Consider the following 25,016-nt stretch of genomic DNA (forward strand, 5'->3'; position numbering starts at 1 on the left):
AGTTGGATCACGCCGTCGTAGCTCAACCGTGACACGTTCGTAGGCATCCCGTGCTTGTTACTCGTGTGACAGAAGTAAAGAGTTACATGCATGGGGCCCGGAGGACAGCACAACCGTCGTGGAAAATATGTCGTTGCTTCGATAACTGCTGTCGTTCTGACAGTGGCGCTCGCGTCATGTGTCATCGGTGGGGAGAAGAAAACCGACGCCGCTTCGGTGGTGGAAGACTTCGTCACCGCCCTCAACAACCACGACGCCGAAGCTGCTGCGGCGCTCACGTCGTACCCCAACGCAGCCCGGCCCTCGATCCAGCAGATGTTCGACGGACTGGCCGCCAAGTCCACCGACTTCGACGTCGCTCAGGTCATGGATCTGGGTAGCGACTCCGGACTCTTCACACTCGACGCGTCATGGAACTTCGGCGAAGGCAAGGACTGGAGCTACCAGTCGCAGGGCGAGGTTCGCGATCTTTCCGTCGGTTGGCGGGTGTCCTGGGACCCGTCAGTCCTGGTTCCCGACCTCGGAAACGGGCGCACCGTCTCGTACACCCGCACCGACGCTGCGCCGCCGAAGGTCGTCGACAGCACGGGCACCCTGCTCATGAACGAGCAGACCATCAACGCGATCACTCTCGACCCGGCGACCATGCCGGACCCCGTCGACACCACTCGTCGCCTCGCCGCAGTTCTCGAACCCGTCGCACCGTTGGTGACCTCGGAGTCGATGCTGGCCGACCTCGCGGCCAACCCGGGCAAGCCCGTCACCGCCGTACTGCTCCGCGATCCCGACTACGCGTACCTGGAAAGCGATTTTGCAATCCCCGGCGTCGTCGTGGTCAAGACACCCAAGCTGATCGCCTCCGATCGTCGTATCAACTCGCCGCTCCTGGACCCGCTTCGGACCGTGTGGCAGGCCAATCGCGACGCCACCGCCGGTTGGGCGGTCAACCTGGTGGAGTCCAACGGATTCCCGATCAAACAAGCCGGCTTCCAAGGACCTCCCGGCCCCGACGTCGCCGCAACCCTCGACTCGCACGCTCAACTCGCTGCGATCGAAGCCGTCGTCAGTGCAGGTACTCCCGCCGCCATCGTCGCGATCCGCCCGTCGGACGGCGCCATTCTGGCTGCAGCACAGAACAATCAGGCCATCGAACAGGGCCCGATCGCATTCACCGGGTTGCGCCCGGCCGGCGGCGCCCTCGATTTGGTCCGCCTCGCATCGTCGATGCAGAACGGCGTCGACCCCGGATCTGTGTCACCCGAACAGTTGGCCGACACCGGGCAGCAACTCGGACTCGGCAACGGCTTCCACATTCAGGGACTCGATCAGCAGACGGCAGTACTTGCCGCGAACCGCCCCGGCGTGGACCAGGCGATGAACAACGTCATGGCCAACAAGACGTCCAACGACGCGGACGCGCCGACAGTGACTCCGTTCGGAATGGCGATGCTCGCGGCATCGATCGCCCGCGGCAGTGCCCCGCTGCCGATGATGGTCTTCGGACAACCGGCTACCGCCGACGTCACGCCGACGGCATTGCCCGGCGACGTCAACAATCGTCTGCGCGACGCCATGCGAGGGGCCGGCGGACTGGCCGGGTACCCGGACATGATGGCGGCCGGTGCAGCGAGCGGTGACGATCGTTGGTTCTACGGATCGCGCGGAGACTTCGCGTTTGCAGTGTTCGTCGCAGACGCCGACGGCGGCGATCGAGCAATGCAGATGACGGACAAGCTCTTCCAGGAACTCGGCAAGCCTGCCGACAAGTAGTACCAGGCACCGCGGGTAGATTCCTGGTTCGTGAACCTGCTCGATTTCCTTTTCCTCGTCGTAGCGGGATTCTTCAGCGGTCTAGTCGGTTTTGTCACCGGTCTCGCATCGATTGTTTCGTATCCGGCGCTGCTGAGCGTCGGGCTTTCGCCGGTCAGCGCGAACATGACCAATACCGTCGCGTTGGTGGCCGTCGGCGTCGGCGCATTGGCGAACTCGACCCGTGAAGTTGCCGACACCGGTCCGAAACTTGTTCGCTGGTCTCTCTATTCGGCTGCCGGTGGCATCATCGGTGCCCTGATTCTGTGGCTGGCACCGGAAGGTTCGTTCGAATCCGTTGTGCCGGCGATGGTTGTGTTCGCCTCGCTCGCGCTGCTACTGCAACCGAAGATTCGTGAGTTGTCCGGCGGCGGTGACCGTCCCGGAATCTACTCGGCCGCACTGTTTGCCGTCGCGGTCTACGGCGGCTATTTCGGTGCCGGTGCCGGCGTCATCTTCCTGGCCGCGACGCTCATCCTCACTTCCGAAACGGTGTGGCGTGCAACGATCCTGAAGAGCTTCTTTCTCGGCATTGCCAATCTTGTGGCTGCACTCATCTTCGCCTTCTCCGGACAGGTGCATTGGGTGGCCGCGTTGGCGATGGCGCTCGGAGCGTTGGCCGGAGGTTGGTGTGGCCCGCCCGTAGTCAAGAAAATCCCGCCATCGGTACTGCGTGTGGCAGTAGCGATAGCGGGATTCGTGTTGGCTCTGTGGTTGTGGGTGAAGTGAGACCGCCTACTTCACGCCCTGCATCAGCTTCTTGATCCAGGGTGAGGCAAGAGCAAGAAGTACTCCGATTCCGATTGACGAGAAACCGATGATCAGGAAGAACGGGCGACTGTCGTCGATGTCGAAGTAACCGGCCAAGGTTCCCGCCATCGAAGAACCCAACGCAACGGACAAGAAGAACAACGCCACCATCTGGGTGTGGAAATGCTCGGGCGCGAGTTTGGTTGCAAGGGAAAGGCCGACGGGGGACAGGAAGAGTTCCGCGAAGGTGAAGAGCAGAAGCACTCCGGCAAGGCCGAGGAGCGGTGCACTGTTCGGTCCGCCACCGGTGATCGGGATGAACGCCAGGAACGCCAGACCCATCGTGCCGGTACCGAGCGCGAACTTGATCGGCGACGACGGCTGACGGTCACCGAGTTTTGTCCACATCGCTGCAAACACACCGGCAAAGATGATGATGAACACCGGATTGATCGACTGCACCCACGTCGGCGGGAAGTCCCAACCGAAGAGATTGCGGTCCAGGAGTTTGTCGGAGATCACCGGCACGGTGGTGAACTGCTGCTGAAACAGCGACCAGAAGGCCGCGCTCGCAATGAACATCGGGATGAACGCAAAGACTCGACTGCGTTCGACCTTGGTCACCTTCTTGCTGGTGAGCATGAGGAGGAAGTAACCGACCGACGCGACGATCGTGAGTCCGACAACGACGTCGGACATGTTGTCCGCGGTGATCAAACCGGTGATCGAGGCGACCGCGACGACGACGATCGCAGCAATGCCGATCCCGATGTAGAGCGCGCGCTTGTCCGCGGGCAACGGGTTGCCGGGCTCGGCTCCGATTCCGTGAAGATGCTTCCGACCCAGCGTGTACTGGATCAGGCCGAGAGCCATGCCGACGGCGGCGAGAGCAAAACCGGCATGGAATCCCCAGGCGTCCTGGACGGCTCCGGTGAGCAGTGGACCGACAAGACCGCCGATGTTGATGCCCATGTAGAAGATGGAGAATCCGGCGTCGCGGCGATTGTCCTGTTCGGAATAGAGGTCTCCGACCAGAGAGGTCGCATTGGCCTTCAAACCGCCGCTGCCGAAGGCGACCATGACCAGGCCGACGCCCACACCCCACATGCCAGGAAGAACAGACAAGGCGATGTGGCCGGCCATCACCAGCGAAGCGCTGTAGAAGAGCGTGCGCTCGGAGCCGAGAAGTCGGTCCGCCACCCACGCGCCGAGAATCGTCGACAGATAGACGGTGCCGCCGTATGCGCCGACGATGCTGGTCGCTGCCGCCTGACTGATGCCGAGGCCGCCGTCGCTGACGCTGTAGTACAGGTAGTAGATGAGGATGCCTTGCATCCCGTAGAAGGAGAATCTCTCCCACATCTCGACGCCGAACAGGTTCGCCAGCGCAAAGGGTTGGCCGAAGAACCCCCGGTCTTCTTTCTCGCTACGTTCGACGGGCTCCGTAGTGTTGCTCATTCGAAAAGTGTCCTACGTGCTCGGGCATTTCGGGTGGTTCCGAGCCGTGGAGTTTGGTTACGACTTGGTGCGGATTTTCACTACCAGCGGAGCGAGTGCGCGCCAACCGAGAAGGAACGCGCCGAGGACCAGCGTCGCGACGACGATGAAGCTGAATTGGGTGCCCTGGCCACTCAACACTCGCAGGATCATGCCGATGACGACGGCGCCGAGCCAAACGACAATGCCGGTGGGAAGAAGGAGAACGGCGTTGAACTTGTCGCGGTACAGCGCGAACGTGGCAGCCCATCCGATCACCAGGCCGGTCAGGAAGGGCCACGATGTCTTCGCCAGACCGGCGAGCGCATTGGCTTCTTCGTGGGTACGGCGCCCTATCGCGCAGAAGATTATGACAAGAATGGCGTCGATCAGCAGGAATGGTGCGTACTTCTTCACGCTCACACCATACGACTGTGCGCCTTTATTAACCGCGGGCGGTTAATAAAGGCGCACAGTGCTGTTAGGCCTGGAGGCCGGCTTCGATCTCGAGGGTGATCGTGATCTTGTCGCCGACAACTGCTCCGCCGCCTTCGAGGGGCATCTCGATGGAGATGTCGAAGTCCTTGCGGTTGATGACGGTGGTGGCTTCGAATCCGGCGACGGGGCCCTGGCCCATGCCCGGGTTGACGCCGTTGAACTCGAGGTTCAGCTCGACCTCGCGGGTGACGCCGTGGAGCGTGAAGTCGCCGGCGAGGACGAAGTCGCTGCCCTTGGAGCGCACTGCGGTGGACTTGAAGGTGGCCTTCGGGAACTTCTCGACGTCGAAGAAGTCAGCGGACTTGATGTGGCCGTCGCGCTGCTCGTTCTTGGTGTTGATGGAGTCCACGGAGATCTCGGCCTCGACGGCGGGGGTTCCGTCTTCGGCAACGGTGATCGTTCCCGAGAACTCGTCGAACGTTCCACGAACCTTGGAAACCATGAGGTGGCGAACCGAGAATCCGACAGTGGAGTGGACGGTGTCGATGACCCAGGTTCCGGCGGTCAATGTGGGCAAGGTTGCGGTGGTCATGGAAGCTCCTGAATAAGTAGTTGAATGTTCAAGTTCTTGTAGCTTCAACTATGGACCCCAGGAAATCCTTCCGCAAGATCATGTGAGCTGCATCACAGTGTTTGTGCTTGTGGCATAGACGGCGTGAAGCGCCGACGCTGTCACCGACTGATGCACCGCAATGCCCCAGCGCCCTTCGCCGTTCACCACGCATTCTGCGATGGTGACTGCCGAATTCGCAATACCGGAAGACTCCGGTTTGCGGGGCAGTGAATGCTGGGTGAGCGAGACGACCTCGACCGCCGAGCCCTGTTCGGTCAGGATTTTACTCAAGGCCTCGACCGGCCCGGACGCACTGGCTACAGCGGTGACCTCGCGTCCGTCGCGATCGATGGCGACGAACAACTGATCACCGTCGGCGGTGTGTTCCAGTGAGTACCGACGCACTCCTCCGTTGTACCCGTACTCGCGCAGCAGCAGTTTCCACAGCTGGTCGGCGGTCATTTCGGTGCCCGAGTCGTCGGTCTCGAGCTGCACCCGCGAGGCGAAGTCGATTTGCAGGCGCCGCGGGAGTTCGACCCCGTACTCGGTCTGCAACAGATAAGCGATTCCGCCTTTGCCCGACTGGCTGTTCACACGAATCACCGCCTGGTAATCGCGGCCGACGTCGGCGGGGTCGATCGGCAGATAGGGGACTGCCCACGGCGCCGATCCCGGATCGACGCCGGCAGCCTCCGCACTCTCGTAGTGATGGGCGAAGCCCTTCTTGATCGCATCCTGGTGGGTTCCGGAAAATGCCGTGTACACGAGATCTCCGCCGTACGGGTGGCGCTCGTGGACGGGAATTCGGTTGCAGTACTCCACCGTTCGACGGATCTTGTCGATGTCGGAGAAGTCGATTTCCGGATCGACGCCCTGTGCATGCAGATTCAGCCCCAGCGTGACCAGGTCGACGTTGCCCGTGCGCTCGCCGTTGCCGAACAGGCATCCCTCGACGCGCTGCGCGCCGGCCAGTACTGCCAGTTCGGCACATGCAACCCCGGTGCCGCGGTCGTTGTGCGGGTGGACCGAGAGAATCACCGAATCGCGTCGGGCCAGGTTCTGGTGCATGTATTCGATCTGGTCGGCATAGATGTTGGGGGTGGCGATTTCGACTGTGGCAGGCAGGTTGTGGATGACCGGGCGGTCGGGACTGGCGTCCCAGAGTTCGGTGAGGCTGTTGCAGACCTGCAGGATGTAATCGGGTTCGGTGAGGTTGAAGACCTCGGGGGAGAACTCGAATCGCCACCCGTCGTGGCCTTCGCCGCCACGGGCCACGTCCTGCGCCGCGCGGAAAATCATGTCGTGCAACTCTTCTCGCTCTTTGCCGAGAACCACGTTTCGCCACGTCGGCGCAGTCGCGGTGTACATGTGGACGACCGCGTTCGGCAGTCCCTCGATCGACTGGTACGTCCGTTCGATCAAATCCGTACGCGCGGCGGTGAATACGACGATGGTGACGTCGTCGGGAACGAGATCGAACCGCACCAGGTCGCGAACGAAATCGAAATCGGTCTGGCTCGCAGAGGGATAGCCGACCTCGATTTCCTTGTAGCCGATCGCCACCATCAGTTCGAACATTCGGCGCTTGCGTTCGGGGTCCATCGGTTCTGCGAGGGCTTGATTGCCGTCACGCAGATCGACGGGCACCCACAGGGGCGCCGCGGTGGTGCGATTGGACGGCCACGTTCGGTCGAAAATCGGAATGTCGACGCGATCCCACGCGGCGCGATAGCGCTCGGACGGCATGGGTGACGGCTTCTGGTTGTTCCAGCGGTTGGCGCGGGTAGTACTCATCTTCGGTTTCTCCTGCGGTCGAGTCGAGAGACCGGCATGGCGAAACCCCGCGGAGGGGTGCCGGTCTGTCAGGCCCCGCCGCGGCAGTCGAGAAGGAGTGCTCCTGTAGCCATGCGGGCTACACTAGAACGAAATCACTTATCAGACAACCTGAGGAGTTCACGTGTCACCGATCGTCGAGCGTCGGCTGCTCACCGACCAGGCTGCGGAGTTGCTGCGAGCGCGGATCGTGAGCGGTGAATGGGAAGTCGGCGCCAAACTTCCAGGTGAAACCACTTTGGCTGCGCAGTTGGGTATCGGTCGGTCCACCATCAGGGAAGCGGTGCGGACCCTCGCGGGCCTCGGCATGCTCGAATCGAGACAGGGTGCCGGCGTCTTCCTACGGAGTACGACGCCTCCGGATCAGTGGCCGCGCGTGCTCGAAGCCGAGGCGATTCTTCATGTCGTCGAGGTGCGAAACGCGGTCGAGATCGAAGCGGCTCGCCTCGCAGCGCAGCGCCGCGATGCCGTTGACGTCGCGGCTCTGCGGCAGGCGCTCGACGGTAGAACTGCTGCCGCCCATTCCGGGGACGCAGCCTTCGTCGACGCCGACATTGCGGTCCACCGGGCAGTGGTGGATGCGGCACACAATCCCGTGCTGTCGGAACTCTTCGAGACTTTTGTGCCGCGTCTGCGGGCCGCGTTGATCGAGTTGATCGCGGTTCTGGACCTGCATCCACACAGTCAGCCGGATGCGGACGGGCATCGAATGTTGGTGGACGCCATCGAAGCCGGCGACGCGGAGGCAGCGGTACGGATCAGCCGGGCACACCTCGACGACATGGCGGCAGCGTTGCGACGCTAGACGCCGGGTTGTTCGCGGCGTTCGAACTCGAGGTCCATCTCGAGGTCTTCGTGGTGGGTTGCACGGAATGACACGAGGAAGATGAGCCATCCCACCAGAGCGACAAGTACGAAACTGATTATCCGATAAACGAATACCGCTGCTGCGGCTTGCGCCCAGGTAGAGCCCGCCATGGTCAGTGCTGTGATGAGCACGGGCTCGACATAGCCGAGACCGCCCGGCATGAGGGGAATACTGCCCACCGCTTTCGCCGCTGTGAACGCGATCAGCAGGCCGGCGAAGGACGGATCGGCTCCTACTGCCCAACAAGCGAAACCGAGACAGAGGACGTCGGCAACTCGGTGAACTGCCGACCATCCGAAGGCAACCGCAGTGTCGGTCCGACTGAGTTCAACCGAGTCCAGTTGCTTGAGGATTTCGGACCAACGGTGCATACCGCGCCCGGTCGGGTTTTTGCGGGAACGGTTGTACAGCGCCAGAACTCGGTGCCCGATGCGTTCGATGCTGCCGGGATTCTGGGCTACGTATCGCAACGCCAGAAACAGTGCTGCCATGCCGACGAGCGAAATCGTCAGCGTCACCGGGCTGACCTTGGTGCCGAACGCCACTGCGCCAGTGGCACCGAGTAGTGCCAGAGTCGCGGCGGCGATGACACCGCACATTGCCAACTGCCAGGACGCGACAACCGGCGTCGCCCCCCACTTTCGAGTCTGCTTGTACGTGAACGCTGTCGAGAAGACCTGGCCGGCAGGCAACGTCAACGCCATCGCCGTGCTGGCGTAGATGACCGAGAGGTTCTTGAGGTGACCGGCGACAACACCTGCCGCGTTGAGAAGGCGCTGCTGAACGGACGCGTAACCACTGAGGGACACCGCCTGGGCGGCTACACAGGCAGCCACCCAACCCCAATGGATTTCGGTGAGAGCTTGCCAGTACTCGTTGAGACGAGGCCACAGGATGATTCCCTCGACGATCAGAAGGGCGATCAGAGCCACCCCGAGCAGCCACTTCAACCACCAGAAGCGCCCTCTGGCCCGACTGGTCTCGGCCACGGGCGAGCGTGGTCGTCTCAGTCGCCGTGGGGTATTTCCAGGCTGAGCCATCGACTCACCCTAACCAATTTGATCCGGATCGACCTCTGGATACTTTTCGGGCCACGCCAGATGCGTCAGTCGTCGGCGCCCACGCAGTTGGACTTGCTCGCCGAGTTCCCACTCGGCCTGTTCCTCTTCGTCGGCGAAATACAGCGCGCTCGTCGACGCCAGCACTCGGCTGGGCCGAAGTTTCGCGAGCTCGGTGAGCCGTGATGCTTCGTTGACCGGATCGCCGATCACGGTGTACTCGAAACGTTCGGCAGCACCGATGTTGCCGGCGACCGCGAGTCCCGCGCTCACGCCGATACCGACGTCCAAGCCGGTGATGTCGTTGAGCTTGAACCGCAGCTCGCGAGCCGCCGCGAGGGCTGCCGTCGGAGCGTCGGGTCGATCGAGTGGTGCACCGAAGATGGCGAGCGCCGCATCACCCATGAACTTGTTGACAAAACCGTGGTGGCGATCGATGACGTCGACGACCACACGGAAGAACTCGTTGAGCAGTTCGACCACTTCGCCCGGCGGGCGCTCGGCCGCGGCACCGGTTGATCCGACCATGTCGACGAACAGAACTGCCACGAATCGAGTTTCGCCGCCCAGTTCTGTACCGAACTTCAGCGCGCGGCGGGCCACGTCCTCGCCGACGTGCTGGCCGAAGAGCTCACGCAGCAGGCGACGCTCGTCGGACTCTTTCATCATGCGGTTGAAGCCGACCTGCAGCCGGCCGATCTCACTGCCGTCGAACACCTCGACGCGCACGTCGGTGGCGCCGCGCTGCACTCGCTCGATGGCGCGTCGCAGTTGTCGGATCGGATCGGAGATCTGAGTAGCCGTCAGCATCGACAGTGCAAAGGCCTGCACGATCGCCATGATCGAGATGAGCAGGATCGCCCACGCGAGTGAGTCGGGGGAGAACTCGAGATTCGTCGTGAGCTGCGTCGAGCACAGCAAGATGATGCCTGCGACGGGCATCAGCGTGCCGAGTCCCCAGGTCATCGCCAGCCGGGTTCCGACGCCCGGCGCCATGGTCCGATCGAATTCGCCCTCGCTCAACGCCTGGGCGGCGACCGGACGCAAGATACGCTCGCCGAGCATGTAGGTGAACCCGAAGGTCGTGGTCGCGGCCATGCAGACCGTCACGATCACGGCGATCGCGAGTCCGGGCATCTCGGTGATGGTCAGGAACACGAAGATGATGCCGCCCAGAATCCACAGCACCAGGTGAACGATGGCCTGGCGAAGCGGCGCGTGAAGTGCCGCCATCTGCTCGGACCTCGTCGGTGGACCACCGCGCAGCCGCCAACGAATGACCGACTTCAACATCATGGCCGCCGCGGTGAGGCTGACGGCACCCGCGAATGCCAGGTAAACGCCGAAGATCGCGAAGTTGCGGACACGGTCGGCAACTATCGCGTCGGACTCCTGGATCGGCACGCCGTACCGCACGAAAGCGAAGACCAGTACCGCGCCGATCAGATTGGCCGCGAGCATGGAGAGCATATAGAGGGGCCACCGGCTGCGGATGGTCACCGCTATTGCTCTGTATGAGGCCCGCACAGGGTTCAATTTAGCTGGCAGAGCTCGAAGTGTTGGTACGCGCGTCCGATTATTGGTCCGCTCACCTGTGTCGGCCGGTCCGGTTAGGCTCGCGAGGTGAACGCAAACAGGGGGCGTGCGGAGCGAGCTTCGAGGATGAACAAACCCATCTCCGCCGACGCTCGGGCGGTGCATCCGGGCGTGCGTATCGCGGCAGAATGGTCGTGGCGCCTCATCGTGATCTTTGCCGGGCTACTGGTTCTCGGATACGTGGTTCTGCGCCTCGAGACCGTGCTCATCCCGGTGGGGCTGGCTCTACTGGCATCGGCTCTGTTGATTCCGGTTGTCGATCGGCTACAGGTGTGGGGAGTTCCTCGCTCGGCAGCTGTGATCGTCGTTCTGCTTGCCTCGATCGGACTGGTCGCGGGAATCATGACGTTTGTCGTCGAGCAGTTCATCGACGGGTTGCCCCAGCTCACCGACCAGTTCACGGCCAGCGTCACGCAGATTCAGAACTGGCTCACCAGCGGACCGCTGCACTTCAGCGAGGATCAGATCCGCCAGGCTGGTGATTCGGTCGTCAAGTCGGTGCAATCCAATCGTGAGTCCCTGACCAGCGGCGCCTTGACCACGGCGACAGTCATCGGCGAGATCTTCACCGGGGCATTGCTGACGCTGTTCACTCTCATCTTCTTCCTCTACGGCGGCGACCAGATCTGGCAGTTCGTCACCCGGATCGTTCCCACCGACGCTCGTCGTCGCGTGCGGATCGCCGGTTCTGCAGGTTTCGGGTCGCTGATCGGTTACGTGCGGGCCACGGTCGCGGTTGCAGCCGCCGACGCGATCGGTATCGGTGCCGGCCTTGCGATCCTCGGGGTGCCGCTCGCCCTGCCGCTGGCGTCGTTGGTGTTCATCGGCGCGTTCATCCCGATCGTCGGTGCATTTCTGACCGGTTTTCTCGCGGTGCTTGTCGCTCTGGTCACGAAGGGTTTCCTGACGGCACTGATCGTCCTCGGCATCATCATCGGCGTCATGCAGCTCGAAGCGCACGTGATGCAACCGCTGTTGTTGGGTCGCGCTGTTCGCCTGCATCCGCTGGCAGTCGTTCTCGCCATTACAAYGGGCATCGTCCTCGCCGGAATCGTCGGCGGGCTCTTGGCTGTTCCGATCGTCGCGGTCCTGAATACCGCCATTCGTTCCCTCCTCGCCGACGACCCGGATATCGCGTACGCCGAACTGCACGTCGAAGATCCGGAGACCCCACTGTTCCCCGCCGAACCCGACGAGCCGCGCGCCGAGCCTCGCATCGTGAACCCCACTCCTCCCGATGACTGAGCCCACCCGCCGTCGTCGGCTGCACTATCAGCCGACCGTTCGCGAGGCGTCGGGCGTCGACACCGACCCTGATGCCCCGCTGTGGCGGGCGGCGCAGGCATTTCGCCTCGTCACGCTGGTGTACGCGATCAGCTACCAGTTCGCTTCGGCCTCCGACTACACCAACTCCCGGCTCAGCTGGTTCTTCGTCGCTCTGATGGCCGTGTGGACCGGGGTGTCGGCGCTGTTGCTCGGAACTTCCGGTGCTCTGTTCGGTAAGACGCTGCCGAGGTACCAGGTGGTGATCGCCGATCAGGTGGTCGTCATCTTGCTGATGGCGTCGACGAGGCTGGTCTCCGACCACGAGTGGTATCAGAATCACCAGACGCTCCCCACCACGCTGTGGGCCACCAACGCGGTCATCTCCGCGGCAATTCTCGGCGGGCCGTGGCTCGGTATGGCGTCCGGAGTTGTCATCTCGGCGGCCAGCGCGATCATCCGCGACCAGGTCAACCTGGACCTCTGGCGCGATGCGACGGCTCCCGTGCTCGTATCGGTCGGCCTGGCGTTGGGCTTGGCCACCACCACCGCTCGGCGCTCGCATCGACAACTCGAGCAGGCCGTACGTCTGGCGGCGGCTACCGAAGAGCGCGAACGTTTGGCACGCGAAGTGCACGACGGCGTTCTGCAGGTGCTGGCGATGGTGCGCCGGCGAGGAGCCGCACTCGGCGGCGAGGCAGCTGAGCTGGCCGCGCTGGCCGGCGAGCAGGAGGTCGCGTTGAGAATGCTGATTTCCGAGCAGGTTTCGGGTGCCGCGGCAGACGTCGGCGGACAGACAGTGGATCTGTGTCCGCTGCTGACCACGCAGGCCAGCACGTCGGTGTCGGTGTCGACGCCCGCGCACCCGGTCGTGATCGAGCGCGATCGAGCCATCGAACTGGCAGCCATCGTCGACAATGCCCTGTCCAATGTCGGGCTGCACGCCGGTCCTGCGGCGAAGGCGTACGTATTGCTCGAAGATCTGCCGGACGAGGTGATCGTCAGTGTCCGCGACGACGGCGTCGGAATCCCCGAAGGTCGCTTGGCGCAGGCCGAGGCCGAAGGCCGCATGGGAGTATCGAAGTCCATTCTCGGTCGAGTACAGGTGCTCGGCGGAACTGCAGTCCTGCAAACGGGGCCGGGGGAGGGCACCGAATGGGAGATCAACGTTCCGAAGGGGAAGAGTGAGCGTGGCTGACGAAAAGGGCGAGAATCCGGTGACGGTGATGGTCGTCGACGATCACCCGATGTGGCGCGACGGTGTCTCCCGGGACCTCGAAGCCGCGGGCTTCACCGTGAGCGCCACGGCGGAGGGTGTCGAGAGTGCGCGCCGCCGAGCCGCCGCCGTGCAACCGGCCGTGGTTCTGATGGACATGAACCTGCCGGACGGAAACGGTGCCGACGCCACCACCGCGGTGCTCGAGGTTTCGCCGAAGAGCAAGGTACTGGTGCTTTCGGCCTCCGCCGAGCGTGACGACGTCCTCGACGCGGTCAAAGCCGGAGCGTCGGGTTACCTGGTCAAGAGTGCTTCGGTGGCGGAACTCCTCGCGGCCGTGCGAGCGACTTTCGACGGACAAGCCGTCTTCACACCCGGCCTCGCCGGATTGGTGCTCGGCGAGTACCGCCGGATGTCGACGGCACCGGCCGACGATCGCGCACCCGAGCTGCCTCGGCTCACCGACCGTGAGACCGAAGTGCTCCGTCTTGTCGCCAAGGGGCTGAGCGCAAAACAGATCGCCACGAGGCTCTCGCTCAGCCACCGGACCGTCGAAAACCACGTCCAGGCGACGCTGCGGAAACTTCAGTTGGCCAATCGCGTCGAGCTCACGCGATACGCAATAGAACAAGGTCTCGAATAACGTTTATCCTGGAAATCATGGAGGCCAGGAATCTACGCGTATCCGATGCCGAACGAGAGCACGTCGGCGAGCTGCTGCAGAAAGCTGTCGGTCAAGGGATGCTCTCGCTCGGTGAGTTCACCGAGCGCATGGACACTGCCTTGGCTGCAAAGACGCGAGGTGAGCTCAACTCGGTTCTCGCCGATCTTCCGGGCATCACGCTGATCTCCGACTACGACCCACCCGCGTATCCCAATGCAGGTCAGCCGATGTACCAAGGCCAGCCGTATCCTGCGCCGACATACCAACCCCAGCCGCCGCCGGTTCACCCGAGCCCGCCTTACCGCGCTCCCGTCGGGGCTCCGGTAGTCGGTAACTACGGAGCGGCAAATGCTGCCGTGATTCGTGGACGAATGGCGACGGTGACGCGGAACGGCGCATGGATCGTTCCTCCCGCTGTCGTGGTCGATACCAGAATGTCCAGTGTGACTATCGATTTCACGCGCGCTGTGATGCAGACGCAGGTCGTGAACATCTCGATCGACGACTACGCCAGTTCGATTTCACTGATCGTTCCCGAAGAGGCGACGGTGGACATGAACGGTGTCGAGGCAGTCGGAGGAAGCGCGTCGAACAAGGTTCGTTCCGGCCCGCAGATGGGCCCGCTGCATCTGGTGGTGCACGGCAAGGTGCGATTCGGCAGTGTCACCGCGAAGCATCCCTTCGGTACCACGATCCGAAAGATGTTCGGCTCCTGACCTTTCAGTGATACGCGCGGGTCAACATCTCGGCGACGCACACGGGTTTGTCACCGTGTTCTCGTTCGAATGTCTGGGTCACCGTGATCTGGACGCCGCCATTGATCGGTTCGACTTTGCTCAACGTCGCACGCATGCGGACGCGAGAGCCAACCGGAAGCGGAGCAGGCAACCTGACCTTGTCGAATCCGCAGTTGAGAGCAAACGCAAAACCCTCGAGCGAGAACATCGCATACGAGAACATGGGTCCGAGTGAGAGCGTGTAGTTGCCGTGCGCGATCGTTCCACCGAACGGTGACTCCTTCGCGCGATCCACATCGACGTGAATCCACTGATCGTCGCCGGTGACCCGGGTGAACTCGTCGATGGACTCCTGCGTGACATCGTGCCAGTCGCTGACGCCCAACTCTTGGTTCAGGTTGGCGCTGAGGTCTTCTGCTCCGGTGAGTACAAGCATGAATCTTCCTTTGATCGGTAGGTGCTGGCAGTCGGTCAGTGACTATCGATGCCGAATCCCACACCGTGCGTCTGTGCGATCTCGGCGGTGGCAACGAGATCGAATTCGATCCCGAAATTTGCTTCTACCCGCGCTGCAACCGATTCCGCGGCGGAACCTGCTTCGGCCAGTAGTTTCGGCATCAGTTCGAACAGGTCTTCCATCCCTCCGGGAGTGATGATTTCGAGAATCCGTGCTGGAGCGTCGTCGGGATTCCACACGGCGTGCCACTGGCCACGCGGTTTGAAGATCATGGCGCCAGTCTCCGCGTAGACGACCTCGTCTCCGACCATCGCTGCGACGCGGCCACTTTGAACCACCGTGTACTCGTCTTCGCGGCTGTGGCGATGGACCGGTGAGGTCATCGAATGCGGAGCGATGCGGTGTTGTACAAGAGAGAATCCCCCCTCGGTTTGTTTGCTTCGAACCATCATCCGGACGCCGGTGGCCGCGAGAGTCCCGGCAAGATCTACGTCCGGCCCGAGGACGGTCGTCGTGGTGTGGTTTGCGGAATTCGGTGACATCGATTTGGTCCTTTGCCGTCGTGAGCGTCGTTGGCTGCGCTCCGGTTTCGATTCTCGAATCATGTACCAATCGGTCTAGTGATGCAAGGTTTTGGCTATTTATGCACTTCAAGTGTTGTCGATATGTGTACTGATCGGTATGTTGAACTTATGTCTACGAGGGATTTGTTGGTCGATGCCGCTGCCGACTTGTTGCAGCGGAAGGGGTACGCGGGAACGGGTGTGTCGGAAGTGCTCTCGGCGAGCGCGACCACCAAGGGGTCCTTGTACTTTCACTTTCCCGGTGGCAAGGAAGAACTCGCAGGCGAGGCTCTGAGGCGACGCGGTGAGGCAATGGCCGATTTCATCCGGCATCTCCTGGAGAGCTCACCCGATGCCGCCACCGCGATCTCCGCATTTGCTGCCGCACTGGCTGCACGTTTGTCGGATTCGGACTACGAACGTGGATGCGCCCTGGCTACGGCAACACTGGATGCCGCAACCGAATCCGAGGTCATCCGTGGTGCTTGTGCGGACGGGTACAACTCGTGGCTGGGGCTGCTGGCTCAGCGCCTCGAAGCCGACGGTTGGTCCCGCGAAGACGCAGAGTCCGAGGCAATTCTCGCTTTGTCCGCACTCGAGGGCGCGCTTGTCCTCGCTCGGGCGCGTCAGGATCCCGCTCCGCTTCACACTTCGGGTCGGTTGCTCTCCGAACGATTGCGGAATGCAGCGCCTCGGCGATAGTTCCCTGTCGGTCGATGATGCAGTCGGTCGATGATGCAGTCGGTCGATGATGCAGTCGGTCGATGGTGCCGTCGGTCGATGGTGCCGTCAGTCGAAGGTGTCCTCAGTTGAATACGAGAACTCCCCAGGCTGATCGAGTAGTACTACTCATCTGATCGGCTCGGCCACGCAGCAAGCTCGTAGCCATGACCACACCGAGCTCTCCCGCCGTCGATYCGCGACTGGTGACCGCCCTCTCGGCCGAGTGCGACAGCATCGGCCGGCAGTTGCGTCACATGGGCCAGAACCTGTCGATCCTGCAGACTCAGCTGGCCTCGGCTACTGTTCCCCCGCCCATGCCGGTAGTTCCGGCACCCGCAGCTCCGGCGCCACAGATGCCGCCAATGCGTCCTCAGCAGAACGTGCCCACCTGGCAGCCGCCGACGTATCCGGTTGCCGCACCTCGCCAGCCCTGGTGGCAACGCGACGGTGTCATCAGTCGACTCCTGGCCGCCGCCGGTGTAGCCGTCACACTGATCGGCGTCGTGATGCTGCTGGTACTTGCAGCGCAGGCCGGATTCTTCGGGCCGCCGCTCCGGGTGCTCGGTGGCGCACTCCTTTCCGGCGCCTTGGTGTTTGCCGGAGTGCGGGTCCACGGACGACCAGGCGGCAAAGTGGGGGCAATTGCTCTGGCTGCCACCGGTTTTGCGGGAATGTACCTCGACGTCGTCGCGGCCTCGGTTCTCTACGGTTGGGTGAYGACGCCGCTCGCGGTGGTGATTGCCTTCGGGATTGCCGCGGCCGGCGTTGCTTTGGGGGTGAAATGGGATTCCGAATCACTGGCGCTCATGATCGTTCTGGGCGCAGCGGTGCTGGCTCCCGTGTTGACGTCGGGAATATCGTTGACTCTCATCGGTTTCCTCTTCGCGATCCAGTCGGCGACGTTCTCCGCCCAACTCGGTCGTGACTGGAAGTACCTGGGCATGGCGCGCACAGTACCGGTGGTTCTCGCGCTGCTCGTAGCGATAGCGTTGGAGTCCATCTTCAGCGAATCCGGTAACAGTGCAGTGCAATTGGTGATCAGTGCCGGCGTGGTTGCAATAGTGGGCGCCGGCTGCGCGATGGCTATGCAGTGGACGGGTTCGCCCTCGCGCGGCGGAGTTGCAGGGGCGTGGTCCACCGCTACCTTTGTTGTCTCGTCCCTTCCGCTGATGAGCGTCGGGGCCGTGCTCGGGCGCACCGAATCCGCAGTGCTGTACGGAATTGCTGCGCTACTACTACTTTCCGCCGCAGCGGCAGCCAAGCCTTTGCCGACGCAACTGCGATTCGGACTGGGCGCAACCGGCGCTCCCGCATTGTTGCTGTGCTGCTTGTCCGGGGCGACGGAATCTCTGGTCGTACCGCTGGTCCTCACCGTCGGCATGATCTTCCTCGGAGTCTCGCTGTATGCGGGTTCGCGCTTCGTCTTCGCCCTCGGAACCGCCTTTGCGGCAATCGGATCGATCGGATACCTCACGACGGTTCCACCGGAAGCGTTGACGACTGCCCGTGCCGCATCCATGCAACTCGGTGCGATCACGGCACTCTCAAGCCTGACGGCGATAGGTGCACTGGTGATGCTGGTGTGGGCGATTCACCGACTGAAGTTGATCGCCGATTCGAATGCAGCGGTTCTATGGGCGGCCGCAGGGTTTGGTGTCCTCTACGCGGTGACGTGTGCGCTCGTCTCGTCCGGCGTCGAAATCTTCGACAGTGCAACCGGATTTGTTGCCGGGCACAGCGTTGCAACCATCGTCTGGATGCTTGCCGCCACGTCAGCGCTGGTGCTCGGCCTGAACAACCGTCAGCACGCTCGCGTTTTGCTCGGAGCTGGTCTTGCTCTCACCAGCGCGGCAGTGGCCAAGCTGTTCCTCTTCGACCTGGCCACGCTCAGTGGGCTGGTGCGCAGCGCTGCCTTCCTGGTGGTCGGCTTGCTGCTCCTGCTGGTCGGGACTCGTTATGCACGAGCCTTCGCCAAGCAGGAGCAGGTCAGCTCCGCTTCTGGATCATGAGTCAGCTTCGCTTCTGGCGAGCGATGAGCTCGCTGACACTGATGGCGCCTGCGTCGTCAGGTCGGTGCCTGCCGGTGGCGTTGTCGTCGCCGTCAGAGGCATCCGAGACTCGGGGCTCGGTGGGACGACGCTCCGGAGCGATCGGTGGAGGCGGCGACTGGGGGGTCGCCTCCACCGAGGTCGGGGCCGAGCCGTTTGTTGCAGAACCGTTTGTTGCAGCGCCATTTGTTGCAGAACCGTTGGTAGCACCGTTTGCAGAGCCATTCCGGCTCGAGCCGTTGGTACCTGAACCGCTGCTTGCCGAACCGTTTGTACGCGAAGGCGTCCGGACCACCGGCAGTGGACGTGAGGCCGGGGGAGTCTGTTCCCGGGCCCGCAGGTCCGACAACCAACTCTCGATGGGACGCTCGGCCGGCGCAGCGGGCGTCGGGTTTCTCCGCTTGTCGCTGGTGTTCGGTTGCGGCCGGTACGAGGGATTGGGGACCGGTGCCTCGATCAAGTTCTGGGGCGCACTGGCTGCACTCCCGATATCGAGACGACGTCGCGGTGCCGGCTTCTCCGCGGCAGGTGTATCCGTGTTCGGTGCCTTGATCGTCATTTCGCTGAGCGGAATGGGCTCGGTGAGGGGATCAGGAACACGAGGTCCGCTTTCCGGCTGTGCAGCCGGGGCAGGCGGCGGCATGACCCGCGAGGCCGCTTCGATCTTGCGCGGCTGACCCGGTCCGGCGATCGCACCGACGGGCGCGATCTGCGGGACGTTTGCGAGCACGAGCTCGTTGTCGAGGATCGGCTCACCCAGCCCGATCTTCTGCTGGATCCGCTTCATCCAGGCCGGGGCCCACCAGCAGTCGTCGCCGAGCATTTTCATGGTCGCGGGGACCAGGAACATTCGGATCAGTGTGGCGTCGATGATCAGCGCGGAGATCATGCCGTACGAGATGTACTTCATCATCACCAGATCGGACAGGCCGAATGCACCGGTGACCACGATCAGAATCAGTGCGGCAGCGGTGATGATCCGGCCGGTATGTGCCGTGCCGATTCGGATGGATTCGGTAGTACTCGCGCCCTGCGCTCGCGCTTCGACCATGCGGGAGAGCAGGAACACTTCGTAGTCGGTCGACAGGCCGTAGACGATCGCGATGATCAACACCAGGACGGGAGACATGATCGGTCCCGGCGTGAAGTTCAACAGACCGGAACCGTGGCCGTCGATGAAGATCCAGGTCAAGATTCCGAGCGTCGAACCCAGGCCGAGCGCGCTCATCAACGCAGCCTTGATGGGCAGGACGAGCGAACCGAACGTCAAGAACATCAGCAGCGTCGTCAGCAGGATGACCGATACGACCATCAGCGGCAGACGGTCGAGCAACGCGTCGACGCTGTCCTGCTCGATGGCCGGAGTACCGCCGACGAGCACAGTTGTGCCCTCGGGCCAATCCACGGATCGCAGATAGTCGATGGTGGGACGTGCCTCGTTGCGCTCGGTCAGACCGGCTTTGAGGACGTTGACCCCGTCCTTGGTCGCGACCTCCGGGGTGAACTTCTCGACCAGACCCGGCGCAGCGTTTGCGGTCTTGGAAATCTGACCGAGAGTGGTGTTGTCCGCTCCCTCGATGACGAGTCGAACGGGCTCGGTGCGATTGCCCGGGAAGAGTTCGTCGAACTGCGCCTGCGCGACACGCGTGGGGCTGTCCGGGGGCAGGTACGTCTCGTTGATACCGCCGAACTTGATGCCCGTCAGCGGAATGATCATCAGCAGTAGAGCCGCGACGATCGGGACCGCGACCTTGAGCGGATGCTGCATGACCCAGCGGGTGAGCTTGCCCCAGAAACCGTTCTCGATTTCCTCGTTGGTCTTGGTCTGGCGCAGCTTCTTGAAGGTCAGCGCGTCGATCCGTTTGCCGAGAATGCCGAGAATAGCGGGAAGAATCGTGATGGACGAGATCGCGGCAAGCATGACGGCAGCAATGGCGCCGTAGGCCACCGATTTGAGGAAGCCCTGCGGGAACAACAGCAGACCGCCGAGGCTGACGGCAACCATGGTCGCCGAGAACATGACCGTTCTACCCGCCGTCATGACCGTTCGGCGTACTGCGGTCGGGGTGTCGTACCCCTCGGCTATCTCTTCTCGGAAACGGCTGACGATGAACAGTCCGTAGTCGATCGCGAGACCCAGGCCGACCAGAGAGACCACGGGCGCAACAAACGCGTTGACCTCGGTGAAGTTGGTGATCAGTCGAATGATGCCGTTGGCGCCGATGACGGTCAGACCGCCGACGATCAACGGGAGGGCCGCAGCGACGACGCCACCGAAGACGAAGAACAGCAGGACACCGACAGCGGGAATCGCGAGCATTTCCATGCGCTTGATGTCGTTGGCCATCGTGTCGTTGAGCGAATTCGCGACAGGTTGCAGGCCGGCGAGTTGCACGTCGACACCGTCGATGTAGAACTGCGACTCGACGTCGCGGAAGTTGTTGGACACCGCGGTGTCGTTGTCGCCGGCGATCGCGATGCTGGTGACCGCGTGTTGCTTGGTCTTGTCCGCCAGGGCCGCCACCGAGAGACCGTTGTCGACCTTGAAGTACGAGCCGTTGATCTTCATGATCTGGTCGGGGTTGTCGGCGACGAGCCGCTGCAGATTGTCGATGACCTTCGCTTGGAACTCGGGGTCGTCGACGGTCTTGCCCTCCGGCGCCGTGTACAGCGCCAGAACGTCACCCGTCGTGCTGCGTCCGAACGTGCCGTCAGCGAGTTTTGCAGCCTCTACCGATTCCGACCCCGGATCGTCCCAGCCGCTCTGGCTGAGATGATCCTGCAGGCTCAGGCCGTACGCAGCGAGCCCGAGGAGCCCCGCCACCATGACAGCGATGACGGTGAAGCGGGCTCGATAGACGATGCTTCCCCAGCTGGCGAACACTGATCAACTCCTACTCGGCAACACTTTTTCGCCCGATGAGCAGGGCAGAAAGCGGTCGGAACGGCTGCAACCAGGCGCCCTCGTCGGGCAGGGTGTCCAGGCTTACCCGTGGCAGAGGCTCACGGAAGACACCTGGGATGTCCTCGAGATCGACGAAGTCCAAGATATCGGACGACACAGCCCAGCTGGCGTGTTCACGGAACCCGAGAACCTGGACCGGGATACCGGTTGCTGCGATGTCCTCGAGAGGTTCGCGGAACGCTTGGCCGTCGGCGGACGCGACCATGATTCCGGCGAGGCCCTCGCCGTACCGGAGCGCGATGTGCTCGAGCATGTCCGAATCGACATCGCTGTCTTCATCGACCTTCGGCTTGGCGAACACCGCGAAACCCACGTTACGCAAGGCTTCGACCCAAGGACGAACGACGTCGGCGCTGCCGGACGCGATGTTGGTGAAGACGGTCGCTTCAGGCTCGAGCGTGCCGCTGTTCTGTGCGGACAGTTCGGCGGTGCGAGAGAGCAGCCAACGACCCAAAGCGTCGAATCGTGGCCGGTAGGCGGCGGTAGGCCGGCCACCGAGGATGGCGCCGAGGCCCATGTCGAGGTTGGGGGCGTCCCAGACCAGAAGCACCCGTTTGGGGTGGCGGGAGTCACGACCGAAGTCGAGAGGAGATTCCGACGACGTCACGTCGTCGGATAGCTGTTCGCTGACGCTCATGCTCTGATCTTCCCCCATATAAGCTCGGTGATTGCACTACCGACCTTATGGGCTTTGTCCTCGAACTTGGTGACCGGACGCTCGTGGGTCATCGGAGACTCCCAGTCGAGTGCGGTCAGCAGTGGCTCGGCATTGCCGGCTTCTTCGATCCATTCGGCGTACTCGGCGTGATCGGTTGCCACGTGCAGGACTCCGCCGGGCTTGAGGCGGTTGGCGATCAGCGCGAACGTCGGCCCCTGCAGGAGGCGACGCTTGTGATGGCGGGCCTTGGGCCACGGGTCCGGGAAGAACACCCGGACGCCCGTCAGGGACTCGGGGGCGACCATGTTCTCGAGTACGTCCATCGCGTCACCGCGTAGTACGCGGACGTTGGGAATCTCTTCACGCTCGACCTGCTGGAGAAGTTGCGCGAGCCCCGGGCGGTACACCTCGATCGCGATCAGGTTCACGTGCGGTTCCGCCTTGGCCATAGCGGCCGTCGCGGTGCCGGTACCCGAACCGATCTCGATGATCAGGGGTGCCTCGCGTCCGAACCAGGCGTTCGCGTCGAGCGGTGTGTCCGAGACGTCGGCGCCGATGAGCGGCCACTGACGGTCCCAAGCCTGCTGCTGCGCGTCGGTCAGCGCACCCCGGCGAGAGCGAAAGCTGGTCACTCTCGGATGGAGACGGGACCCCTTGGCGTGGTCCGTCTGCCCCGTGTCAGGGGTCTGCGGTGCATGCTGATCGGCTTCGTTCACGAACCCATTGTCACGCATGACCCCCGTTTAGCGCAGACGGGTCTGAAGTTTGAGTTGAGACTTTCTGCGGAAAGTCCTGAAACAGCCGACTTCGGACAGCCAGCGAAAGAGTGGTGTCACCTGCCGTCCTTGCCGAGAACCTGACAGAATCTCACCGACACGATGGGGACGTGGGGTGGGGATGAACACAGGATTTGCATGCAGTAATTGGTCACGAATGTTGCCCGCAGAATCGATCGACGACGCCTGCGCGGAGCCGATCGACCACTTGCGCGCTCTGGCATATCGGCTGACGTCGATCGATTCGGGAGCCGCAGAGGCGGTTCACTCGGTGCTCGGATCGCTGAGCGCGCCGCTCGAATTGGTGGTCGCCGGGCGAGCCGGGGTGGGGCGGTCGTCGTTGGCGCGGATCCTGGGGCGCGACGACCGGTTCTCGCGCAGAGTCGTCGGCGCACCGGTTGTGGTGACCGAGTCGCGCGCGTTCGACGTCCCTGGAACGTCGAACCCCGATCTGGGTCGTCGTTGCGTTGTCTACGTGGTGGTCGACGCGGTCCGCGACGTCGACGGCCGAGCCATTGCCCGAGTTTCCGATCGTGTGGTCGTCGCTGCGAACAAGGCTGACTTGTTCGGGCCGCGCTGGGACGAGGCGCTGGGACGGGCCGCGGAGATCTCGGAGACCGTCGGCGTGCCCACGGTTCCGGTGGAGACACTGACCGGGCGCGGCGTCGAAGAATTGTTCGAGGCTCTCGGACCTGTTCTGGAGGCGCAGTGGTGGGGCCGGGTCGAGCAGATCGGCCCGGCGCTGAGGCGGTCTGCCTCGCGCAGCGCTGCGGGCAGGGACGAGATCGAGTTGTATCTGAGTTCGGACTCCGCGGTGCTGTTCGGCGCCGCGGCGGCGATGATGAGCCCCGAAATTCGAGCCCTGCGTCAAGGCGAGCCTCCCGATCCTCGTACCGCCGACGACGCGGGCACATGCAGCCGGTGGTGGGGCGAGCTTGTGGACGAGTCGGAACAGGCTCCGCAACAAAGGGTCTCACTGATTCGCCGCGGGTATGTGCGTCGGTGGGCGCAGCTCGGGGGCGATCGCTCCGCTCCGGCGGTGACCGATGGATAGCGTTTCGTTACTTCCGGATTCGGTGCTGCGCGTGGTGCAGCGATGGAATCCGGCATCCGATCCGGGTCGCCAGGTCGTCGCCGAAACATCCAGTGGCACTGGAATTTACGTTGTCGGCCCACCGAGGTGTGGACGGGAAGACGTCGCCCGGATGTTCAATGCTTCGGATGACTGTTCGACAGTGACACGCGAGGTGGACGCCGACGTCGTACTTCTGGTCGTCGACGCCGCCAGTGTGATCGGACGCGAGGATCTTCTTCTTCTCGACGACGCTGCAGAGAGCGGAATCCCGGTGGTGGTCGCGCTGACCCGCATCGACGTCTACCGAGACTGGCAGGCGGTGCGCCGGCGTGATGCCGAGATTCTCGCGTCGCACTGCACCGCTTTTGCTCAGGCCCCGGTGGTCCCGATTGCGCCCGGTCAAGAGCAGTCGCTCGTTGCGGTCGTGAGCCGGGCGGCACGGGAGAGGGAAGCAGGCGGTTCGGATTCCGGTGTCATCGCGCAGACGCGCCGGATGATCGAGATAGAGATCCGGAATCTGCGTGACAGCGTTCCTGGTGCCGAACTGCGGGCCGAGCGATCACAGCTGCTCGCAGACCGCGACGGCCGGCGAGGCGAACGCCTGGTGCAGGTGCGAAGCCGACTGCAACGAGCGCGCGGGGATCTGTCACAACAAATCGCCGAGGCAACCCGGGCGACGGTCGCCGGGGCACGTGCCTGGGTCGACACGGCCTCGCGAGCCGAATTGGGCAGCGTGCCGACGCGACTGCAGCACGAGGTCGACCATCACACCCGGGTGTTCGATGCCGCGATGGCGGCAGCGGTGGAAGTGGCGGGCACGACCGGATACATGCCTTCCCCACGGATTCCGGAGGGCCCGCCGCGCCGTCAGCGCGGAAACGAGGACCGGGTGACAATTCTTGTCGGCGCGTCCGCGGGTCTCGGCCTCGGCCGTATCGCGGTGACTCCGCTGGAGATGATTCCGGCCCTGGAGTTCGCGAGTATCCCCGTGACGTTGGTTCTGGGTGGCGCCGCGGCGTGGTGGTTGGCGCGAACTCGCGGGCTGACGGCGGATCGTGCCTACTCGAGGTCGTGGATCGTCGAATCGATGTCGACGGTTCGCGCACAGTGGGAGCAGCGAGTCCAGAGCGTTCTGCTCGAGGCCGAGGCGGATCTGGGAGCGGCGATCATGGCGGAGAGCCGCGAGCAGGTGGCGTCGGCGCAGGCCCGAATCGTGGAGATCGACGGTGAACTTCGTGAGCTTGCCGCGGCCAGATCAGGGCAACTGGCGTCGTGCGAGCGCGACCTCGCCGTTTTGAACGCCGCCTACTGACATTCCGCGAGTGCAGAGTTCTCCACAGCGCCGCAATTTCGGCCACGACTGATCGTCGGGGTCTGGTAATACTGAGCGGACGGTTTCGGTAGGGGTTGCCGAAGCAGTAGGTCACCAT

The 25,016-nt window shown here is 63.2% G+C and carries 22 protein-coding genes; 11 read left to right on the forward strand and 11 right to left on the reverse strand.

The genetic code is table 11. From position 1 onward, the window contains the following. Positions 1-90 precede the first annotated feature (90 nt). Both AC1DWA_RS03785 and AC1DWA_RS03790 read left to right on the forward strand, forming a co-directional pair. Positions 91-1,770, forward strand: coding sequence for an NTF2-like N-terminal transpeptidase domain-containing protein (locus AC1DWA_RS03785; protein WP_020968573.1), 1,680 nt, complete (start codon positions 91-93; stop codon positions 1,768-1,770). A 30-nt stretch (positions 1,771-1,800) separates the two neighbouring features. Next, positions 1,801-2,538, forward strand: a complete 738-nt coding sequence (locus AC1DWA_RS03790) for a sulfite exporter TauE/SafE family protein (RefSeq protein WP_477846303.1) — start codon at positions 1,801-1,803, stop codon at positions 2,536-2,538. A gap of 6 nt (positions 2,539-2,544) precedes the next feature. Here AC1DWA_RS03790 and AC1DWA_RS03795 read toward each other — a convergent pair whose 3' ends face one another. From AC1DWA_RS03795 to AC1DWA_RS03810, 4 genes are all read right to left on the reverse strand, one after another. Further along, the gene (locus AC1DWA_RS03795; RefSeq protein WP_019747095.1) at positions 2,545-4,017 is read right to left on the reverse strand and encodes a peptide MFS transporter; all 1,473 of its coding nucleotides are present in this window, start codon (positions 4,015-4,017) and stop codon (positions 2,545-2,547) included. A gap of 57 nt (positions 4,018-4,074) precedes the next feature. Beyond that, positions 4,075-4,452 (reverse strand): DUF3054 domain-containing protein, encoded by a 378-nt coding sequence (locus AC1DWA_RS03800; protein WP_029537615.1) that lies wholly within the window; start codon positions 4,450-4,452, stop codon positions 4,075-4,077. A gap of 64 nt (positions 4,453-4,516) precedes the next feature. Continuing rightward, complete coding sequence (locus AC1DWA_RS03805) at positions 4,517-5,065, reverse strand: YceI family protein (protein WP_019747097.1); 549 nt, start codon at positions 5,063-5,065, stop codon at positions 4,517-4,519. 78 nt (positions 5,066-5,143) lie between these two features. Beyond that, entirely contained in the window at positions 5,144-6,880 is a 1,737-nt protein-coding gene (locus AC1DWA_RS03810; protein WP_477846302.1) for a 2-isopropylmalate synthase, read from the reverse strand. Positions 6,881-7,043: 163 nt separating this feature from the next. Here AC1DWA_RS03810 and AC1DWA_RS03815 point away from each other — a divergent pair, with 163 nt between their 5' ends. Next, complete coding sequence (locus AC1DWA_RS03815; RefSeq protein WP_477846301.1) at positions 7,044-7,724, forward strand: FadR/GntR family transcriptional regulator; 681 nt, start codon at positions 7,044-7,046, stop codon at positions 7,722-7,724. Here AC1DWA_RS03815 and AC1DWA_RS03820 read toward each other — a convergent pair. Both AC1DWA_RS03820 and AC1DWA_RS03825 read right to left on the reverse strand, forming a co-directional pair. Beyond that, complete coding sequence (locus AC1DWA_RS03820; RefSeq protein ID WP_029254570.1) at positions 7,721-8,827, reverse strand: lysylphosphatidylglycerol synthase transmembrane domain-containing protein; 1,107 nt, start codon at positions 8,825-8,827, stop codon at positions 7,721-7,723. The genes AC1DWA_RS03815 and AC1DWA_RS03820 overlap by 4 nt on opposite strands. Before the next feature lie 9 nt (positions 8,828-8,836). After that, positions 8,837-10,315 carry an adenylate/guanylate cyclase domain-containing protein gene (locus AC1DWA_RS03825; protein ID WP_021343017.1) on the reverse strand — a complete coding sequence of 493 codons (1,479 nt, stop codon included), beginning with the start codon at positions 10,313-10,315 and terminating at the stop codon, positions 8,837-8,839. 192 nt (positions 10,316-10,507) lie between these two features. Here AC1DWA_RS03825 and AC1DWA_RS03830 point away from each other — a divergent pair, with 192 nt between their 5' ends. The 4 genes from AC1DWA_RS03830 to AC1DWA_RS03845 are packed head-to-tail and all read left to right on the forward strand — an operon-like array spanning position 10,508 to position 14,300. Continuing rightward, positions 10,508-11,686, forward strand: coding sequence for an AI-2E family transporter (locus tag AC1DWA_RS03830; RefSeq protein WP_477916471.1), 1,179 nt, complete (start codon positions 10,508-10,510; stop codon positions 11,684-11,686). Next, on the forward strand, positions 11,679-12,902 hold the full coding sequence (gene macS, locus AC1DWA_RS03835) for a MacS family sensor histidine kinase (RefSeq protein ID WP_020906401.1): 1,224 nt from the start codon (positions 11,679-11,681) through the stop codon (positions 12,900-12,902). The genes AC1DWA_RS03830 and macS overlap by 8 nt, the downstream gene beginning before the upstream one ends. 28 nt (positions 12,903-12,930) lie before the next feature. Further along, positions 12,931-13,563 (forward strand): response regulator, encoded by a 633-nt coding sequence (locus AC1DWA_RS03840; protein ID WP_166655100.1) that lies wholly within the window; start codon positions 12,931-12,933, stop codon positions 13,561-13,563. A 17-nt stretch (positions 13,564-13,580) separates the two neighbouring features. Further along, a complete protein-coding gene (locus AC1DWA_RS03845) occupies positions 13,581-14,300 on the forward strand; it encodes a DUF1707 SHOCT-like domain-containing protein (protein WP_019747103.1) in 720 nt (239 codons plus the stop codon). Positions 14,301-14,304: 4 nt separating this feature from the next. Here the strand turns inward: AC1DWA_RS03845 and AC1DWA_RS03850 are convergent, their stop codons facing one another. Then, a complete protein-coding gene (locus AC1DWA_RS03850; protein ID WP_416314908.1) occupies positions 14,305-14,757 on the reverse strand; it encodes a MaoC family dehydratase in 453 nt (150 codons plus the stop codon). A gap of 35 nt (positions 14,758-14,792) precedes the next feature. Next, positions 14,793-15,320 (reverse strand): cupin domain-containing protein, encoded by a 528-nt coding sequence (locus AC1DWA_RS03855; protein ID WP_477846300.1) that lies wholly within the window; start codon positions 15,318-15,320, stop codon positions 14,793-14,795. 150 nt (positions 15,321-15,470) lie between these two features. Here AC1DWA_RS03855 and AC1DWA_RS03860 point away from each other — a divergent pair, with 150 nt between their 5' ends. Beyond that, the gene (locus AC1DWA_RS03860) at positions 15,471-16,043 is read left to right on the forward strand and encodes a TetR/AcrR family transcriptional regulator (protein WP_019747106.1); all 573 of its coding nucleotides are present in this window, start codon (positions 15,471-15,473) and stop codon (positions 16,041-16,043) included. Positions 16,044-16,228: 185 nt separating this feature from the next. Further along, positions 16,229-18,073, forward strand: a complete 1,845-nt coding sequence (locus AC1DWA_RS03865) for a DUF2339 domain-containing protein (protein WP_477916473.1) — start codon at positions 16,229-16,231, stop codon at positions 18,071-18,073. A 1-nt stretch (position 18,074) separates the two neighbouring features. On the opposite strand, the gene AC1DWA_RS03870 is transcribed toward AC1DWA_RS03865, so the two are convergent. Genes AC1DWA_RS03870 through trmB form a run of 3 tightly spaced genes read right to left on the reverse strand, consistent with a single transcriptional unit; the run spans position 18,075 to position 22,469 of the window. Beyond that, entirely contained in the window at positions 18,075-20,996 is a 2,922-nt protein-coding gene (locus AC1DWA_RS03870; RefSeq protein ID WP_477846298.1) for an MMPL family transporter, read from the reverse strand. Positions 20,997-21,006: 10 nt separating this feature from the next. Beyond that, positions 21,007-21,714 (reverse strand): NYN domain-containing protein, encoded by a 708-nt coding sequence (locus AC1DWA_RS03875; protein WP_003945733.1) that lies wholly within the window; start codon positions 21,712-21,714, stop codon positions 21,007-21,009. Further along, on the reverse strand, positions 21,711-22,469 hold the full coding sequence (trmB, locus tag AC1DWA_RS03880; RefSeq protein WP_019747110.1) for a tRNA (guanosine(46)-N7)-methyltransferase TrmB: 759 nt from the start codon (positions 22,467-22,469) through the stop codon (positions 21,711-21,713). Before trmB ends, AC1DWA_RS03875 begins: the two co-directional genes overlap by 4 nt. A 163-nt stretch (positions 22,470-22,632) precedes the next feature. Between trmB and AC1DWA_RS03885 the strand changes: the two genes are divergently transcribed. Together AC1DWA_RS03885 and AC1DWA_RS03890 are read left to right on the forward strand one after the other, a co-directional pair. Beyond that, positions 22,633-23,565, forward strand: coding sequence for a GTPase domain-containing protein (locus AC1DWA_RS03885; RefSeq protein WP_230544089.1), 933 nt, complete (start codon positions 22,633-22,635; stop codon positions 23,563-23,565). Further along, the gene (locus tag AC1DWA_RS03890) at positions 23,558-24,898 is read left to right on the forward strand and encodes a hypothetical protein (protein WP_477916475.1); all 1,341 of its coding nucleotides are present in this window, start codon (positions 23,558-23,560) and stop codon (positions 24,896-24,898) included. Before AC1DWA_RS03885 ends, AC1DWA_RS03890 begins: the two co-directional genes overlap by 8 nt. Positions 24,899-25,016: the final 118 nt, after the last annotated feature.

Source organism: Rhodococcus sp. P4_F3_2 (assembly GCF_056401335.1).